This window comes from Pradoshia sp. TA40_28 (genome assembly GCF_059694525.1).
Window position 1 is genome coordinate 194,541 of record NZ_JCATZO010000002.1, and the last position, 16,347, is coordinate 210,887.

16 protein-coding genes are annotated in these 16,347 nt (G+C 37.2%); 3 read left to right on the top strand and 13 right to left on the bottom strand.

Annotation, left to right across the window (positions count from 1 at the left end; all coding sequences use genetic code 11):
• Positions 1 to 269 precede the first annotated feature (269 nt).
• Positions 270 to 413, bottom strand: coding sequence for a VanZ family protein (locus AC58NB_RS03000; RefSeq protein ID WP_497425336.1), 144 nt, complete (start codon positions 411 to 413; stop codon positions 270 to 272).
• Positions 414 to 553: 140 nt separating this feature from the next.
• On the opposite strand from AC58NB_RS03000, the gene AC58NB_RS03005 reads away from it, so the two are divergent.
• Positions 554 to 1,267 (top strand): DsbA family oxidoreductase, encoded by a 714-nt coding sequence (locus tag AC58NB_RS03005; protein ID WP_497425337.1) that lies wholly within the window; start codon positions 554 to 556, stop codon positions 1,265 to 1,267.
• 240 nt (positions 1,268 to 1,507) lie between these two features.
• On the opposite strand, the gene AC58NB_RS03010 is transcribed toward AC58NB_RS03005, so the two are convergent.
• On the bottom strand, positions 1,508 to 1,894 hold the full coding sequence (locus AC58NB_RS03010; protein WP_497425338.1) for a hypothetical protein: 387 nt from the start codon (positions 1,892 to 1,894) through the stop codon (positions 1,508 to 1,510).
• A gap of 687 nt (positions 1,895 to 2,581) precedes the next feature.
• On the opposite strand from AC58NB_RS03010, the gene AC58NB_RS03015 reads away from it, so the two are divergent.
• On the top strand, positions 2,582 to 3,157 hold the full coding sequence (locus tag AC58NB_RS03015) for a LemA family protein (protein WP_497425339.1): 576 nt from the start codon (positions 2,582 to 2,584) through the stop codon (positions 3,155 to 3,157).
• Complete coding sequence (locus AC58NB_RS03020) at positions 3,154 to 3,918, top strand: TPM domain-containing protein (RefSeq protein WP_497425340.1); 765 nt, start codon at positions 3,154 to 3,156, stop codon at positions 3,916 to 3,918. The genes AC58NB_RS03015 and AC58NB_RS03020 overlap by 4 nt, the downstream gene beginning before the upstream one ends.
• A 42-nt stretch (positions 3,919 to 3,960) precedes the next feature.
• Here the strand turns inward: AC58NB_RS03020 and AC58NB_RS03025 are convergent, their stop codons facing one another.
• The 11 genes from AC58NB_RS03025 to AC58NB_RS03075 all read right to left on the bottom strand — a co-directional run bounded on the left by AC58NB_RS03025 (position 3,961) and on the right by AC58NB_RS03075 (position 15,861).
• The gene (locus tag AC58NB_RS03025) at positions 3,961 to 4,950 is read right to left on the bottom strand and encodes a Gfo/Idh/MocA family protein (RefSeq protein ID WP_497425341.1); all 990 of its coding nucleotides are present in this window, start codon (positions 4,948 to 4,950) and stop codon (positions 3,961 to 3,963) included.
• Positions 4,951 to 5,024: 74 nt separating this feature from the next.
• Entirely contained in the window at positions 5,025 to 6,236 is a 1,212-nt protein-coding gene (locus AC58NB_RS03030; protein ID WP_497425342.1) for a phospholipase D-like domain-containing protein, read from the bottom strand.
• A gap of 231 nt (positions 6,237 to 6,467) precedes the next feature.
• Positions 6,468 to 6,899, bottom strand: a complete 432-nt coding sequence (locus AC58NB_RS03035) for a YlbF/YmcA family competence regulator (protein WP_497425343.1) — start codon at positions 6,897 to 6,899, stop codon at positions 6,468 to 6,470.
• 2 nt (positions 6,900 to 6,901) lie between these two features.
• A complete protein-coding gene (gene miaB / locus AC58NB_RS03040; RefSeq protein WP_497425344.1) occupies positions 6,902 to 8,440 on the bottom strand; it encodes a tRNA (N6-isopentenyl adenosine(37)-C2)-methylthiotransferase MiaB in 1,539 nt (512 codons plus the stop codon).
• Positions 8,441 to 8,883: 443 nt separating this feature from the next.
• A complete protein-coding gene (gene lepB / locus AC58NB_RS03045; protein ID WP_497425345.1) occupies positions 8,884 to 9,438 on the bottom strand; it encodes a signal peptidase I in 555 nt (184 codons plus the stop codon).
• Positions 9,439 to 9,669: 231 nt separating this feature from the next.
• Positions 9,670 to 10,848, bottom strand: a complete 1,179-nt coding sequence (locus AC58NB_RS03050; protein WP_497425346.1) for a glycine C-acetyltransferase — start codon at positions 10,846 to 10,848, stop codon at positions 9,670 to 9,672.
• A gap of 112 nt (positions 10,849 to 10,960) precedes the next feature.
• Positions 10,961 to 12,001 carry an L-threonine 3-dehydrogenase gene (gene tdh, locus AC58NB_RS03055; protein ID WP_497425347.1) on the bottom strand — a complete coding sequence of 347 codons (1,041 nt, stop codon included), beginning with the start codon at positions 11,999 to 12,001 and terminating at the stop codon, positions 10,961 to 10,963.
• Between the two features lie 263 nt (positions 12,002 to 12,264).
• Positions 12,265 to 12,837: a sortase domain-containing protein gene (locus tag AC58NB_RS03060; RefSeq protein WP_497425348.1), complete on the bottom strand. Its 573-nt coding sequence runs from the start codon at positions 12,835 to 12,837 to the stop codon at positions 12,265 to 12,267.
• 5 nt (positions 12,838 to 12,842) lie between these two features.
• Positions 12,843 to 13,130 (bottom strand): hypothetical protein, encoded by a 288-nt coding sequence (locus tag AC58NB_RS03065; RefSeq protein ID WP_497425349.1) that lies wholly within the window; start codon positions 13,128 to 13,130, stop codon positions 12,843 to 12,845.
• A gap of 127 nt (positions 13,131 to 13,257) precedes the next feature.
• Positions 13,258 to 14,124 carry a 2-oxoacid:ferredoxin oxidoreductase subunit beta gene (locus AC58NB_RS03070; protein ID WP_497425350.1) on the bottom strand — a complete coding sequence of 289 codons (867 nt, stop codon included), beginning with the start codon at positions 14,122 to 14,124 and terminating at the stop codon, positions 13,258 to 13,260.
• On the bottom strand, positions 14,125 to 15,861 hold the full coding sequence (locus tag AC58NB_RS03075) for a 2-oxoacid:acceptor oxidoreductase subunit alpha (protein WP_497425351.1): 1,737 nt from the start codon (positions 15,859 to 15,861) through the stop codon (positions 14,125 to 14,127).
• Between the last annotated feature and the right edge of the window lie 486 nt (positions 15,862 to 16,347).

A 16,347-nucleotide genomic window follows, 5' to 3' on the forward strand; every position in this document is an offset into this window, starting at 1 on the left:
ATTTTCAATTCCATTTTCGACAAGATTCTCATCTGATAGACTACATCTAAAATAGTAGAATAAAAATAGACCTAAAATATCATCAATTTGATTTTAGGTCTATTTTTTCCGGTGGTATAACATTTACACCTCAGTTTATCTCTCTCTTTCTAAAAATTAAAAACCTAAAGAGTGTTTTGAATAGGATTAAGCCTATAATAAGTATCTAAAGTGTTCAGAATAAGATCATTAACATCGAACGCGCGATAGTTAAATCCTATGAAAAACCCTCATATAGCCTGTACTATCTCAATACTTAAACTAACTAAAAATCCAAGTACTATAATAGTTTGAGATTTCCATTTTGAAAACAAAATAGATATACCAAAACCCAGTGGAACAAATAACAAAATAGTACCGCCAAACTGTCTCAAAGCTATTGAAAGATGCTTAAGAGCAGAACACCATCAGAATATATGAATAGCAAAATCTGCTTGTAAGCAGGTATATTGTAAAGCAGGAAATGGATATGTATACTTTGAGCATACAACCAGAATAACCAGGAGGCTTGATTATGAAAGTTGATATATGGTTTGATTATGCTTGTCCTTTCTGTTATAAAGGAAAGCGACGATTAGAAGCGGCCATAGCTGAATTTACGCATACAGATCAAATTGAAGTACATTATCACAGCTATCAGCTTGAACCTGATGCACCTAGGGAGCGGAATTCAACTATTCATGAACATATCGCCGCTAAATACGGTACTACAGTCGATTACGCAAAAAAAATGAATGAACATATAACTGAACAGGCTCGTGAAGCTGGACTTATCTTCCGCTTTGACACAATGATTCCCACAAATACAGCTGATGCTCATCGTCTTACCCATTATGCTGAAAGCAATGGAAAAGGTGCTGAGATGACTGAACGTTTATTTAAAGCTTATTTTTCAGATTCTCTGCACATTGGAGACCACTCTACCTTGCTGAAAGTGGCAAAGGAAATAGGACTTCCCGAAAAAGAGGCTTTGGACGTACTTGAAAAAGGATATTTTACGGAGCAAATGAATACGGATATCCAAACTGGAGTAGAAATTGGAATTCAGGGAGTCCCTTTTTTCGTATTTAATAATAAATATGCAATCTCAGGAGCGCAAAGCATAACCACGCTTAAAGAAATACTGCGAGATGTATGGGAAGAAGAACAGGATCCAACTTCAATTACTTTCTCGAAAAAACAAAACATAAGTGAATATTGCACGGATGATGAGTGCTACACCGCATAATCCAATCTAAAGAAGCGAGGAGACTATAATAGCCTTCTCGCTTCTTATTTTATAGTATACTATTCCTCTGCTAAATACCCTCTTATTGCATATATAAGAGGTAGAAGGAAGTACTTGCTTAATCAACGGACAATTTATAACCATAAATCCACCATATCATAAAACCGCTTAAACCTTACGTTCCATTCGAAATAAAAAGAAAGAGGTTTTAAACGCTATTCAAAGCACTTGTATATGATTTTAATAATGTATTGGTTTACGTTGCGGTATGTATCTATGTAAAATATGAATCCCTCCAAAGTTTCCGTTTTCTGAAGATCTCATATACTCAGCATACATAGTTTGAGCCTGCTGTGAATAATACTTTCGGTAATCTATGTGTAACTCAGCATTTATATAATTCATAATTCTTATGTACTGTTTTTTGATCTTTTTAGCCTCTTGTGAAAATTGAATCATTTTCTTAAATTCTGCTATTAAATTTTGAACGAATAGAACATTACCAGCTACATTCAGTAAAAAATCAAGCTTATCATCTAAATTATCCGCATAGTGTATCTGCATGTTTACCCCACTTTGGTTGTTTCGAAAACTCTTTTCATGTGAATGAATCAACAAATTTTTCATCCTCTCTGTTTTAGAGTTCTATTTCCTACCTACATAAATATTCTGATTAGTTTGTATTTTTAGTATAAATTGTCACCTCTATATCTGAAAAGATGTCTAAAGTCATGTTATGTTCATATCATTAACTTATAAGTCCTTTTACTCATACGTCCGATTCCATATTATATGAATCTTCACCTATCACATAACATAAAAAAAGCCAACTTAAGTTGGCTTTTACCATCATTTTTGAGATCTTCTAATAGTGTTGTTTCTTCTTGTTTGCTGGGATACAGACAGCTATAAAGATAATTGCAGCCAATCTGAATGCTGGGTAGGCACCCCTTCTGACTCTCCCTGATTTTTGATAAAAATGAGATCTCTTTTCCTATTTTACTCATTCAATCAATCTACTGAATGAATCGACTGCCATTTGGTCATCATCTTTCTTTTAATTAGCCGCTAACTAATATCTGTACAATCCTTGAATATTTAGGTCTTCCTATTCATACCCTGACAATATGGCTTGATTTTCACTCCATTTTGATTTCTAATTCTGACTCACTACCATAATTTTGTTCGCTCTATGCTGATATTTGCCAGTCTCCATCTCTGGGAGATTGCATTTTTATTTTTACGGGTATGATGTTTAATGAAACTTTTTTCATCCATCATACGTTATACAATTTAAGAAAGGAGTCGAGGATTTTGAAAAAAGGAACAATTATATTAATAGCAGGAGTTGCGTTCGTTGGCATCATTATCGCTATGTTTGCTTCGAGCTATAATGGGTTTGTTAACGCAGAGGAAAATGTTGATCAAGCTTATTCGCAGATCGATAATCAATTACAAAGAAGAATGGACTTAATACCTAATTTAGTTAATACCGTTAAGGGGTATGCCGAGCATGAAGAATCTGTTATCAATGATGTCTCAACTGCCCGCTCCAAACTTGCCGGTGCTGATACACCACAGGAACAAGCAACAGCGAACGATGAATTGACAGGTGCCCTGAATCGTCTCTTGGTAGTTGTCGAAAACTATCCGGATCTGAAAGCCAATCAAAATTTCCAGCAATTAATGGATGAGCTTGCCGGTACAGAGAATCGGATTGCCGTAGCAAGACAGGACTATAATACAGAGGTTTCAGCTTACAATAAAAAGGTAAAGCAATTCCCTGGAGCCTTGATTGCAGGCATGTTTAATTTTGATAGCAAGGAATATTTTAAAGCTGCTGATGGTGCAGAACAGGCGCCTACAGTAGATTTTAATGGTACAGAATGATGTATAAAAAGATTCTCCTTTCAGTGGCGATATTTATATGCTTGGTAGTCAGCCTGATTGGAGGCCCAGTTTCTGCAGCTGTTCCCACTCCCCAGGGAGATATTTACGTTCAGGATTTTGCCAATCTCTTGGATGAACAAGAGAAACAAGAATTAATCCGCTTAGGCCGAACGCTAGAGGACCAAACAAAAGCTCAAATTGCCGTATTAACCGTACCTTCTTTGGAAAATCAAACACCTGAAGAATACGCGTTAGAAGCCTTCCGCACATATGGGCTTGGTGATCAAGAGCTTAATAATGGGGTTCTTTTACTAATATCCACCGAAGATCGTAAAGCACGCATTGAAGTTGGATATGGCCTTGAAGGAGCATTGCCTGATGGGAAGGTTGGCAGAATATTGGATACCTATACCATTCCTTATATGAAATCTAACCAACCTGACCAAGCTGTCGTTAATACATATAAGGAATTATTTAACGTCGTCTCTCAGGAATATCAATTAAATGAATCAACCGATTCAAAAGCCTTTGTCTCTGAAGAAAATAATGAAGGCGGCATGGCGACCTGGAAAAAACTATTAATTGGAGCGGCAATTATTGTTTTCATCATTATTGATATGACTTTCTTTGGTGGCACGTTCACTTATATGCTTCTTCACATTCTCTCTGCATTTTCAAGGAATGGCGGAGGACGTGGAGGTGGAAACCGCGGTGGTGGTGGTGGTTCATCTGGCGGCGGAGGAGCATCGAGAGGTTGGTAGTCCATAAACTAGAGCCATATGTCCATATGGCTCTAGTTATCATTATAGTTTGATTATACTCTGCGTTTCGATCGATTGGTAACAAGCTTCAATTACTTTCATGTTTTGCACGGTATTTAATGGCGTATAGGCTGGCGTTTGATTGTTAAGTATACTTTCTGCAAAATGATCTACTTGCATCATATATTGATCACACATAATCACTTCTTTGCGGGTCTCTCCTCCACTTTTAACCAATAATTCTCCTTGATGTCCAACAAGATCTGGTCGATAAGCGTTTCTGCTTATAATCTCTCCTAAAGTGCCAACTACACGGTATTCATTGCGATTGGTCATTTCAAAACTACAATCAAACATTGCGTTCACCCCATTATCCATCTTCATATTTGCTGTTGTGGTTAAATCAACACCATATGGATTATTCAGATCTGCAAAACCCATTATTTCTACAGGTTCCGCTCCAAGAATATGTCTAATGGCATGGATATTATAACACCCAACATCATATAAAGCCCCTCCCCCTTTTTCGGAAGATAAACGAATATTTCCCTCATCATCTCTCAATAAAAACGAATGACTGGCATACATATACTTTACTTCGCCAATTTCGCCGGTTTTAATAATATCTTTAACACGTTTATGCTGGGCATGAAATTGATACATAAACGCTTCCATCATTTTCACATCGTAACGCTCACATGCATTCATCATTTCGATTGTTTCCGCCTCTGTCAAAGCAGCTGGCTTCTCAACCAACACATGTTTACCAGCTTTTGCTGCTTCCATTGTCCATTTTGCATGTAAATGGTTTGGTAATGGAATATATACGGCGTCTATTTCAGGATCAGCTAATAATTCTTCGTATGAATCATAGGCCTTTGGAATCTCCAAGCTTGCAGCCACATCTTTAGCCCTTTGACTTTGGCTGGCAATGGCTGTAACCTCTCCATAGGAAGAACGTTTAATAGCGGGAATGACTTGAGTTTGTCCAATATCTGCCGTACTTAAAATACCCCATTTTATTTTTGGCATTTTAATTTCTCCTTTCCAAAGTCCTAAAAAAAAACGGATCATTCAGGATGATCCGTTTCTTAGAAGTACTTCTATTATAGATAATAATGGACATATTTGGCAATTCTCATCAACAGTTTATCTTTTATTTTCAGGTTATCAAAATAATCCAATTTAATTTCTTTTGAATCCCCCAAATCTACATCTAATTGTTTTTGAACCGTTTGACTAAATGGGGACGATTTCATAAATAGGGTCATTTCATCATTTAATCTAAAAGAACGTGAATCAATATTCACTGTACCGATCATTAATCTTGTTTGATCAATCAAAACGACTTTCCCATGGAAGATTCCTTTTTCATATTGGTATACTCTCATTCCGTTTTCAAGTGCTTCCCTCACAAAAGGATAAGCAGCCTGGGTTAACATTAAACCATCTGAATGTTTCGGCCACATAATGGTCACCTTTACCCCCCTTTTTCTCGCCCGTTTCAACGCATCCATAAAATCTCGATTATCCGGGATAAAATAAGGTGTTGCAATTATGATTTGCTGCTTGGCACTATCAAATTCTTTGATAAAATCTTCAACCAATCCATATCCACTTGAATAAACCTTTAAATAATGATTTGTATCTCCTTTTTCCAAGGTAACCTTATGAACGGGTGGTAAGTCACCAGTATTTACCTGCCAATCCTTACAAAATTGTTGTTCAAAATCCTGAACTCCCTCACCTGTCATACGAATCTGATAATCATGCCATGTATCTTTTGTATATTTTTGTGCAACGTTTAGTCCGCCTGTGTACCCTATTTTCCCATCTATCACAGCTATACGACGATGGTTTCGATGCTGGATGCTATACCAAATATGGGGGAAATGCGGATCATTACTATAGGTTAGGTGAACTCCTGCTTTCTTTAGCTCGTCAAACCACTCATTTTTTCCCTTTAGCGATCCGGCACGATCAACAGAATAATAAACATCTACACCTGCATCCGCCTTTTTCTTCAATAAATCAAAGAACTTTTTACTCGCTTCACCGTTACCAATTGAAAAATAGTGAATGTATACATATTCCTTAGCTTCTTCAATATCTTTGGAAAACTGCGGATAAAAGGTATCCCAATCTGTGTAAAGTCCAAAGTTACTATTTCGGTTTGGATAGGTATACGGTTGGCTTTCTGCCTCTACTTGTTTTCTACCAGCTTTAATATCAAAATGAACCCACACCAAAAGCAACCCTATAAAGGTGATAAAAAGCAACAGACCATTTACTATGTATACAATTATCTTTTTTAACATACTGACTATCCTTTGATTAGGAGATCAGTTTCTATCCCCTTTTTGCTTAGTATGTATCAAAAGCCTCCAGATTATTTTAGTAGGTAGAAAGAATTCGTTTGGATATCCTGATAATCATCCGGTTAAATAGGTTATGGACTAAAATCATGATTATCTCCATTTCGAATGACTCTTTGAAAAAAGAAGAGCCTCCTATTGCCCTTTAAAGAGCTAATAGGAGGCTTTATTAGATTAGCAGCTATGGCTGTGAGAATTATTTTTTACTTTGGAACCAGTTTCCCCACGCAACAAATCACCTTCAGTTGCTTTAATGATTTCATCTGTTACTGTATTGGATATGACTGTAGCTACCATTTGCAGAAGATCATTCACTTCTAATTGTGACTGTTTAAATTCCTGAACGATTGGAATTTCATCCAGTTCACGTTCAACTTTAGCTAATTTGTCCTCAGTTTTCCTCAATGCTTCTGCTTTTCCATAATGTTGGAAGTTGACCGCCTGTTTTTGTAACCCCTTGATTACTGACATTAACTCAGCAATTTTTTCATTTTCGTTAATTTGTGCTTCCGCACGTTTAAAGAAATCAACTTCATTTGTGGTTGAGATCATTTTAGCCAAGTCTTTTGCTTTGTCAATAATTTGTTCTTTCGTGTAGTTCCCCATTTTTAAACTCCCACCTCTACCTCTTTTGTTTCTTCCACATATTCACCATCAAGTGACCATGTTTTAGCATTTGTAATTTTTACTTTTACAATTTTACCGATAACAGATTTTGGAGCTCTAAAGTTAACCAACTTATTTTTAGTTGTATATCCTGCCAGTACCTCAGGATTATTCTTACTTTCCCCTTCAACCAATACATCGAGTATCTGACCTTTGTAAATTTGATTCTTTTTATTGGCTGTTTCATTAACCAGCGCATTCAGACGTTGAAGACGTTCCTTTTTCACTTCCATTGGAACATTATCTTTCATTTTTGCTGCTGGTGTACCTTCACGCGGAGAATAAATAAATGTATAAGCTAAGTCGTATCCTACTTCTTTATAAAGGGACATCGTTTCTTCAAACTGTTCGTCCGTTTCATTCGGATAACCAACTATAATATCAGTTGTAAGTGTCACATTAGGAATCGCTTCCTTGATTTTTCGAACCAATTCCAGGTATTGCTCACGTGTATATTTACGAGCCATGATTTTCAAGACATCATTATTACCGGATTGAACAGGCAAATGGATATGATCCATCAAGTTACCACCCTTAGCCAGAACTTCAATCAATTGATCGTCAAAATCACGAGGATGACTTGTCGTAAAGCGCACACGCGGAATATCAATTTTACGGATTTCATCCATTAAATCACCGAGGCGATAGTTCATATCGTCAAAGTCCTTACCATATGCATTTACGTTTTGCCCAAGCAATGTAATTTCCTGATACCCTTGCGCCGCAAGCTGGCGGACTTCCTGAATAATATCTTCCGGTCTGCGGCTGCGTTCTTTTCCACGTGTAAATGGAACAATACAGTACGTACAGAACTTATCACAACCATACATAATATTAACCCAAGCCTTGATGTTTCCTTTTCTTACTTTTGGAAGGTTCTCAATAATATCCCCTTCCTTGGACCAAACTTCTATGACCATTTCTTTGGACATATAAGCTTCCATCAAAATTTCCGGCAAACGGTGAATATTATGTGTACCAAAGATCATATCTACAAATGCATGCTTTTGCAAAATTTTATTAACTACGGATTCTTCCTGAGACATACACCCGCATACACCCAATAATAAATCAGGTCTATTTTTTCTCAATGCTTTTAAATGGCCAAGCTCTCCGAATACTTTATTTTCCGCATTTTCACGGATCGCGCATGTATTTAATAAAATGACATTGGCATCGTCTACACTGTCAGTTGGTTCATAGCCAAGAGCTAAAAAGATACCAGACATAACTTCTGTATCATGCTCATTCATTTGGCAACCGTATGTACGGATATAAAACTTACGTCCTTCACCCATACCACGGAATTGTTCATTAATATTAAAATCCTTATGATAATTAACCGCCTCTTTACCGCGTCTCTTAGCATCTTTTAAGGATGGTGGCATATAAACCGTTTCAAAATACTTACTATAATCCTTTTCTTGCTTTTTGTCAGTTTTAACAGCGGTCGTTGTATCCAATCGTTGCTGCTCGTTCATATAAATCCCCTTCCATGTATCTGCACTTATTCATTAAATCTGACTATTTTATTAAATAAAATAAACACATTCATAAACATTCATAAACACACTCATCAAAGAACTATAATCAAAAATAACAATCACAAAATGTAGTAAATCATTTTCAAAATGAATATTGTCACATTCATTTAGTATAAAGGTTTTGGGCAAATTTCTCAATATGAAGTGTAAAATAGCCTATTAAGGGATAAATAAACAGTTGAAAAAGAAGACCTATTTTAGTTAATACTATTTATTAGCAAATTTTTGGATAGCGGAAATTATTTCACAACTTTTAAAGTGATTATTTCGCACTAGCTTTTTATCTTAAAAAATTCATAAAAAAAGTTCGTCTGTGTTATACCAAAGGCACCCTCGATATAAAGCAGACAAACCATCCCTAAATGACATATTCTATTCATTTACTTTGCGAATCCAATATCCCTGATCGGCCATATGCGCAGTTTCACTTCTCCAATTATGTTATTCATTGGCACAAATCCGAATATTCTACTGTCCTTGCTGTATAAACGATTATCTCCAAGGACAAACATCTGTCCTTTTGGCACTTTATATTCACTAGTCAAATTCTTCAATGTAAAATCTTCTGTCAATCTTTCCTCTTCCTGCAAATCCATCTTAAATTCCTCTAAATAAGGCTCATCATAGGCTTTTCCGTTGATATAAAGAACATCATTCTTCATTTCAACCGTATCTCCAGGAAGGCCAATGACACGCTTTACATAATTATCAGATGAATCCGTTGCATGAAATACAACCTCATCAAAACGATCGATTGTCGTCATTTTACTTAATATAACCCGATTGCCATCCTCAAGAGTAGGAAGCATAGATTCTCCCCTCACTGTAGTCGGTGTAAAAACAAACTGACGCAATAAAGTTACAATAATGATCGCTAATAGGACAGATTTAAACACCGACAGTGCTTCTTTTCGAATATTCATTTTATCATTCATGAACGTACTCCTTTTACCTAATTCATTGTATACACGCTCTATACTCTTCTTTATTTATTCCCTCAGGAAGAAAAATACAAACGTATGGATGATTAAGTAAAAAGATTGGTTAACCAACTAACTAAAAGCATGGATTCAAGATTAAACTTGAATCCATGCTTTTTCTCTAAATTTGTATATTCATTTAAACTATTATCTACTCACTTTTACTCTCTTAATAAATGACTTTCTCTATTTAATAATCCCCAGTTCTTTACCCGCCTTATCAAATGCGTTCAATGCTAGGGCCAGCTCCTCTTTGGAGTGTTCGGCAGTCACGATGGTTCTGACCCGCGCAAGTCCTTTTGCGACAGTTGGGAATGCAATCCCTTGAGCAAATACACCATGCTCCAATAATTTGTCTGACAGTTGATGTGCGAGAACCTCATCTCCGACAATAATCGGCGTAATCGGTGTTTTGCTTTTCCCCGTGTTAAAACCCATAAATTCCAGTCCTTCTTTAAAGAACTTCGTATTCTCCCATAACCGATCAATTAACTCAGGCTCCTCTAATAGAACATTAATCGCTTCTATATTAGCCATTGTCACTGCTGGCGGGTGTGACGTACTAAATAAGAAAGGCCTGCCTTTATGGATTAAATAATCGATCAGTGTACGACTGCTTGCTACATATCCTCCCAGAACCCCTATAGCCTTGCTTAACGTACCAACTTGAATATGAACACGTCCATCTAGACCAAAGTGATTGACAGTACCGCGACCATTTTGACCAAGGACTCCTGAGGCATGAGCATCATCCACCATAATAAGTGCATCATATTTCTCTGCTAACTCCACAATTTCTGGTAACGGAGCTATATTACCATCCATTGAAAAGACACCATCTGTAACAATCAAGCGTTTACGATAGGATTGTGTCTCTTTTAGAGCGTCTTCAAGGCTCGTCATATCGACATGCTTGTATACGCGACGAGCAGCTTTTGTTAATCGGATTCCATCGATTATGGAAGCATGGTTTAATTCATCTGATATGACCACATCGTCCTGCGTAAGGATTGCAGATAGAACTCCTTGGTTTGTAGTAAATCCGGATTGAAATACTAATGCTGCTTCCGTATGTTTAAATTTTGCTAATTTTCCTTCTAGCTCCATATGCATATCCAGGGTACCGGCTATTGTACGAACCGATCCAGTCCCTACTCCATATTGTTCAGTCGCATCAAGCGCAGCATCCTTTAAGCGTGGATGCGAAGTTAACCCAAGATAATTATTAGACGACAATTGAATCACTTTGTTTCCATTGATCACAACCTTGGAACCTTGTTCTGATTCCAAAGGAATTAAGGAACGGAACGTACCTTCTCCTTTCATTTCATCCAATTCTGCTTGCAAATATTCAAACCCCTTCAAATTGCTTCCTCCTTTATCCAATAATTTCTCTAATGTCACTTCTATTCCCTATATTCTTTCATTATATCAATAATAGTGGATTAAATTTCCCCTCTACCTATTAAATTCTCTACTAAGGGAGTAATACCACTTTTCCACATTCACCTTTAATCATAAGTTCAAACCCCTTCTCAAACTCCTCTAAAGGGAAGTGGTGGGTGATCAAAGGTTTAACGTCAACCTGCCCTGAATCCAGTAGCCTGGAGACCTGCTGCCATGTTTTGAACATTTGTCTCCCTGTGATTCCTTGCACGGTTACTCCTTTAAAAACGATATCATCGGTGATATTGAGTGATACCGGCTTAGACGGCAAACTTAAAATAGAAAATCTGCCGCCATTTGTAATCATTTTAAACCCCTGATCAATGGCAACAGGATGACCGCTCATTTCACAAACGATATCAACCCCATTCCCATTCGTTAAATCATAAACCGCCTGAACAGGATCAGTCTTGGATGAATTGATTGTTACAGTTGCTCCGAGCTTATCGGCCAAGCCTAAACGGTAATCATTAATATCGAGCGCAATCACCTGCGAGGCACCTGCTGCTTTTGCCACTCCAACTGCCATGATTCCAATTGGACCACAACCGATAACCGCAACCGTTTTTCCTACAACATCACCAGATAATACGGTATGGACCGCATTTCCCATCGGTTCCTGAATGGATGCTACATCAATAGGCATATCATCAGGATTTTTCCACAGATTGGATGCCGGCAAAGCTACATATTCAGCAAAACACCCTTGAGTATCCACGCCAATTATTTTTGTGTTTTTACATATATGATAATGTCCAGTCATACATTGAGGGCAACTCCCACAAACTAAATGAGTCTCAGCAGAAACATAATCGCCTACCTCGTAATTCTGAACTTTATCTCCTACTTTAACAATCTCCCCCGAAAATTCATGCCCAAATGCATAAGGCGGTTTAACACGGTTTTGAGACCATTCATCCCATGTATATATATGGACATCAGTGCCGCATATTGATGTCGCCTTCACCTTAATCAACACTTCATTCTCTTTAATTGAAGGAATATCGATGAGTTGAAGCTCAGCTCCATAACCCCTTTTGTGTTTTACAATCGCTCTCATTTTCCCATCCACGGTTTACACTCTCCTTACTAAAACTCCCCTTATACCAAAATTGTAAAATTTTATCATATTCATGTAAATAGACTATTCCACGTGTGACGGACAGTTGAATATTACCAGGATATTTTTTTGAAAACGTTTTACTTTTTTGTTAAAACCAAATTTCTTTTACTATATTTACATACAGAATGGAATGTTCTAAAATTTGTTACTTTGATAGCCTGCCATCCCAAAACAAAAAAAGTCTCTGGAATCCCAGAGACTTCATACAAAGGCTAGATACGTTTTGCATAAATAACAAAAAGTTTTTCTTTATCCTTCGTTGCAGTAACGAGCATGATTTCTTCTTTATTAATGTTCTTTATAAATACACAATCCTTATAAGCAATTGTATCTTTTCGATAAACTTCATAAACATATGTACTTTCATAATCCGTTATATGAATCAATTCGCCCGTATCAACTGAATATAATTCACGTATAGGTTTATTATCTTGAAATGCAACAAGGCCAACCGTCCCTAACTCATTTGGGTATGCAGTTTGCTCTAAATGGCCGATTCCTTTGTTTAAATATTTTTGGTTTATTCCCTCTATCAATGGCCATTCTATTTTTAAATTGTTCATTTTTAAATAACCAATTGTATCTCCTTCACTATAGGGGGGCGGAACAATCGTTACTTCCTCTTCCTTAGTATGGCTCATTATTTCTTTACTGCTTATCTCTATGCCCGGTTGTTCTACGATTACCTCTGCTTTAGAGAATTCGCTCACTAAATCAAAGATTGGCGAGATTAATAAATATAAACCTATTAGGGTTAATATGATACTAATTTTTTTTCGAGACATTTGATTCAGTCCTTATTCGAATCCATCAGATACCAGGCAAATAATAAACAAATGGCTCCGGTAATCTGCTTAATATATGGGAGCCAGCTTTCTTTAGCCGCATTTAAACTTTGATAGCTGATTTCATTTCTATGAGAATCATCCTGATGAATCTGAGTCGCATACTCTCCTTCATAGCAGCCGACACCATCGCGGCCTATATATTCGGCATTACTTAATTTTACGGCATCTGTTTCTTTGAAACAGATAAATAGCAGCATTAAACAAGCAAGTACAGCTGTTACACTTTTCATCAGGTATTCTCCCTTATCTTGTTTAAGTACTATTTATCCGTATTTATTCTCTATAAACTATAAAATACTTTCCTCGCGTGGAATAAAAAGTAAACACCGGCCATTAATACGGCCGGTGTTTATAAACTCATATAAATTCAGCTGTTAATTGATCAAAATGCTCCTGAGTCAAATCTAAATTAGCAGTCGATAATGGTTTTTCAGCATATCCCTGAATTAATTCCTGATAGGAAGGCTGTTCAGTATTTTGATAGATTAAGCCAGTCACTAAACCTTGATGCTCCATTAGTGTCTGCATTGCTGCTTCCTTATTGGATGAATCGTACTCTTCTATTGTTGAAAGCTTTGTCAGATTTTCCTTGAACCAATCATACGTATTCACTTTATTGTAGGTCACACAAGGGCTGAAAACATTAATTAGGGAGAATCCTTTATGGCGAATGCCTGCCTCAATCAGGGCTGTCAAATCTTTTAAATCAGTAGAAAAGCTTTGCGCTACAAATGTAGCTCCAACCGACAAGGCCATTTCCATTGGTGATATTGCCTGTTCGATCGAACCTCCAGGTGTTGATTTAGTCTTAAAACCAACAGAAGAACGCGGAGATGTCTGCCCTTTTGTTAAACCATAAATTTGATTGTCCATCACAATATAGGTGATATCTATATTTCTCCTAATCGCATGTACAGTGTGCCCCATACCTATTGCAAATCCATCCCCGTCTCCACCTGAGGCAAGAACGGTTAAATCACGATTAGCCATTTTTACACCCTGTGCTATTGGTAAAGAACGGCCATGTATACTGTGAAACCCATAGGATTGGATATAACCTGAAATACGGCCCGAACAACCGATACCAGAAATAACAGCGAGTTGGTCCGGTTCCAGTCCAACGTTAGCTGCTGCCCTTTGGATCGCTGCCTGAACAGAGAAGTCTCCACAACCGGGACACCAGTTTGGTTTTACATTATTCCTGAAATCTTTAAATGTAGCCATTTAAACCAACTCCCTGCAATTTGAATAGACTTCGTGCGGCAAAAATGGATTACCGTCGTATTTTAAAAGCTTCATAATCTTATCACCATGGCCAATATTCATTTTTAGGATATTAGCCAATTGTCCTGTTGCGTTATTCTCTATGACCACTATCTTCTTTGCTTTCTGTACATAAGACAGTATCTCCTGAGCCGGAAATGGATGCAACAGTCTGATATGGACATGATTTACTTTAATCCCATCACTCTCAAGTCTATCCATTGTCTCTTCGATGACACCTCTTGTAGAGTTAAACCCAACCATTAGCAAATCTGGACTCTCATATTTCGCATTTATATGAAGGGGGGATTTAAAGGCAATAGAATCAATCTTTCGCATTCGTTTATCCATTTGAGCTACACGATTGGAAGCCACTTCTGATGGTTTACCTGTCTCATCATGTTCAACACCGGTAACATGATGAATCCCATTTTTCATTCCAGGAATGGTTCTTTTAGATATTCCATCCTCGGTTACCATATAGCGTTTAAAATAACTTTTATCCGTGATTTCAGGTAATTCATCTGTTATGAGTTTGCCTCTACGAATCTCAACCTTACTAAAATCTAAAGGCTCAACCGTTTGTTTACCAAGAGATAATTGTAAATCTGATAGGATAATAACAGGAACCTGATATTCTTCAGCTAAATTAAATGCTTCAACCGTATCATAGAAAGCTTCTTCAACCGTACTTGGAGCCATGACGATTTTAGGTATTTCACCATGTGTTCCATAAATCATGGCCATTAAATCTGATTGTTCTTGCTTTGTAGGCATACCTGTAGAAGGCCCTCCACGCTGCGTATCCACTATTACAAGAGGAGTTTCGGTAATCCCAGATAATCCGATGGCCTCCATCATCAACGATAACCCTGGGCCCGCTGAGGCTGTCAGGCTTCGTACACCAGCATAATTTGCACCAATGGCCATCGTACAAGCAGCGATTTCATCCTCTGTTTGAATCACCGTTCCACCATATTTGGGTAGATGCTTAATTAAATACTCCATAATTTCAGAAGCAGGGGTAATTGGATAGGCTGCCATAAAACGTGTACCGCCAGCCAGCGCCCCCATTGCAATCGCATCATTTCCAATCATGAATAAACGTTTTTTTCCATCCGCTTCAACAAGCCTCAATACTCCCTGCTTATCGTCCAGCTTTTCCATCATAAAATCATAGCCAGCCTGAATGGCCTCCAAATTCTTTTCAACAACCGAGGTCCCTTTCTTACCGAATATTTCGTCTACTACTTCTGAAAACACCTGAATATTTAAGCCAAGCACAGCACTGGAAGCTCCAATGGCCACCATATTTTTCATCAGTGATGTCCCAAGTTGAGAGGCTATTTCTGTAAAAGGTACGGAATAAAGTTTGGCTTCGGAATCTAAAGGAGATTGTGGGGTAAACTTGGTGTCAGCCATAATGATTCCATCTTTATGTAATTCTTTATAATTTACATCAATGGTTTCTTGGTCAAAGGCCACTAATACATCCAAATCGTCTGAAATAGATCGAACCTTCGTTGTACTGACTCGAATTTTATTATTCGTATGACCTCCTTTAATTCTGGAGGAAAAATGACGATAGCCATACAAGTAATACCCGAGACGATTTAACGCAATGGAGAAAATTTCTCCAGTACTTTCTATGCCTTCACCTTGCTGCCCTCCAACTTTCCATGAAAGTTGTTTAATCATTTCCTTTACACCCCTTCGATTCCTCAAATGAAATATTTATTTCCCTTAATGTTATAAATCAGCTTAGAATAATGTTAATATTTGCTAAATTATCCCTAAATATCTATCATATTAAGCTTAAGAACAAAAAAAAGCAACCAATCCTGGTGTTATTTTGTAAAAATTCAAAAAATTAATTTTTAAATAGCCTTAAACTAGCAAAATGAAACCCATTAACTTCACTTCCCTTAATGCTTCCTTCAACGGCAATTAGAATTGTAAAAGATAATCCTAAATAACGGATGTAATTCCATCTAAGTCTGATGCGACTATTATGTCCCTCACCTCTATGGAAGCCTATGGTCATATGTTTATATAATCTGGATAGCACCTCTCATCAATTGAGATACATCAAACCAGCTATTATTCGTATTTCTTATATTTAATCCGTTTAATTGAAAGTGAGTAAACCCGTGCCGAGAGCACTGCCAGCATCCAACCCGCACC

Bases quoted from the DNA above. Each gene is read 5' to 3' on its own strand.
- AC58NB_RS03070 (WP_497425350.1), bottom strand. From the start codon at position 14,124: ATGGCTACATTTAAAGATTTCAGGAATAATGTAAAACCAAACTGGTGT.
- AC58NB_RS03065 (WP_497425349.1), bottom strand. From the start codon at position 13,130: ATGAAAAGTGTAACAGCTGTACTTGCTTGTTTAATGCTGCTATTTATC.
- lepB (WP_497425345.1), bottom strand. From the start codon at position 9,438: ATGAATGATAAAATGAATATTCGAAAAGAAGCACTGTCGGTGTTTAAA.
- AC58NB_RS03035 (WP_497425343.1), bottom strand. From the start codon at position 6,899: ATGGGGAACTACACGAAAGAACAAATTATTGACAAAGCAAAAGACTTG.
- AC58NB_RS03025 (WP_497425341.1), bottom strand. From the start codon at position 4,950: ATGCCAAAAATAAAATGGGGTATTTTAAGTACGGCAGATATTGGACAA.
- AC58NB_RS03005 (WP_497425337.1), top strand. From the start codon at position 554: ATGAAAGTTGATATATGGTTTGATTATGCTTGTCCTTTCTGTTATAAA.
- miaB (WP_497425344.1), bottom strand. From the start codon at position 8,440: ATGAACGAGCAGCAACGATTGGATACAACGACCGCTGTTAAAACTGAC.
- AC58NB_RS03075 (WP_497425351.1), bottom strand. From the start codon at position 15,861: ATGATTAAACAACTTTCATGGAAAGTTGGAGGGCAGCAAGGTGAAGGC.
- AC58NB_RS03060 (WP_497425348.1), bottom strand. From the start codon at position 12,837: ATGTCTCGAAAAAAAATTAGTATCATATTAACCCTAATAGGTTTATAT.
- AC58NB_RS03030 (WP_497425342.1), bottom strand. From the start codon at position 6,236: ATGTTAAAAAAGATAATTGTATACATAGTAAATGGTCTGTTGCTTTTT.
- AC58NB_RS03020 (WP_497425340.1), top strand. From the start codon at position 3,154: ATGATGTATAAAAAGATTCTCCTTTCAGTGGCGATATTTATATGCTTG.
- AC58NB_RS03010 (WP_497425338.1), bottom strand. From the start codon at position 1,894: ATGAAAAATTTGTTGATTCATTCACATGAAAAGAGTTTTCGAAACAAC.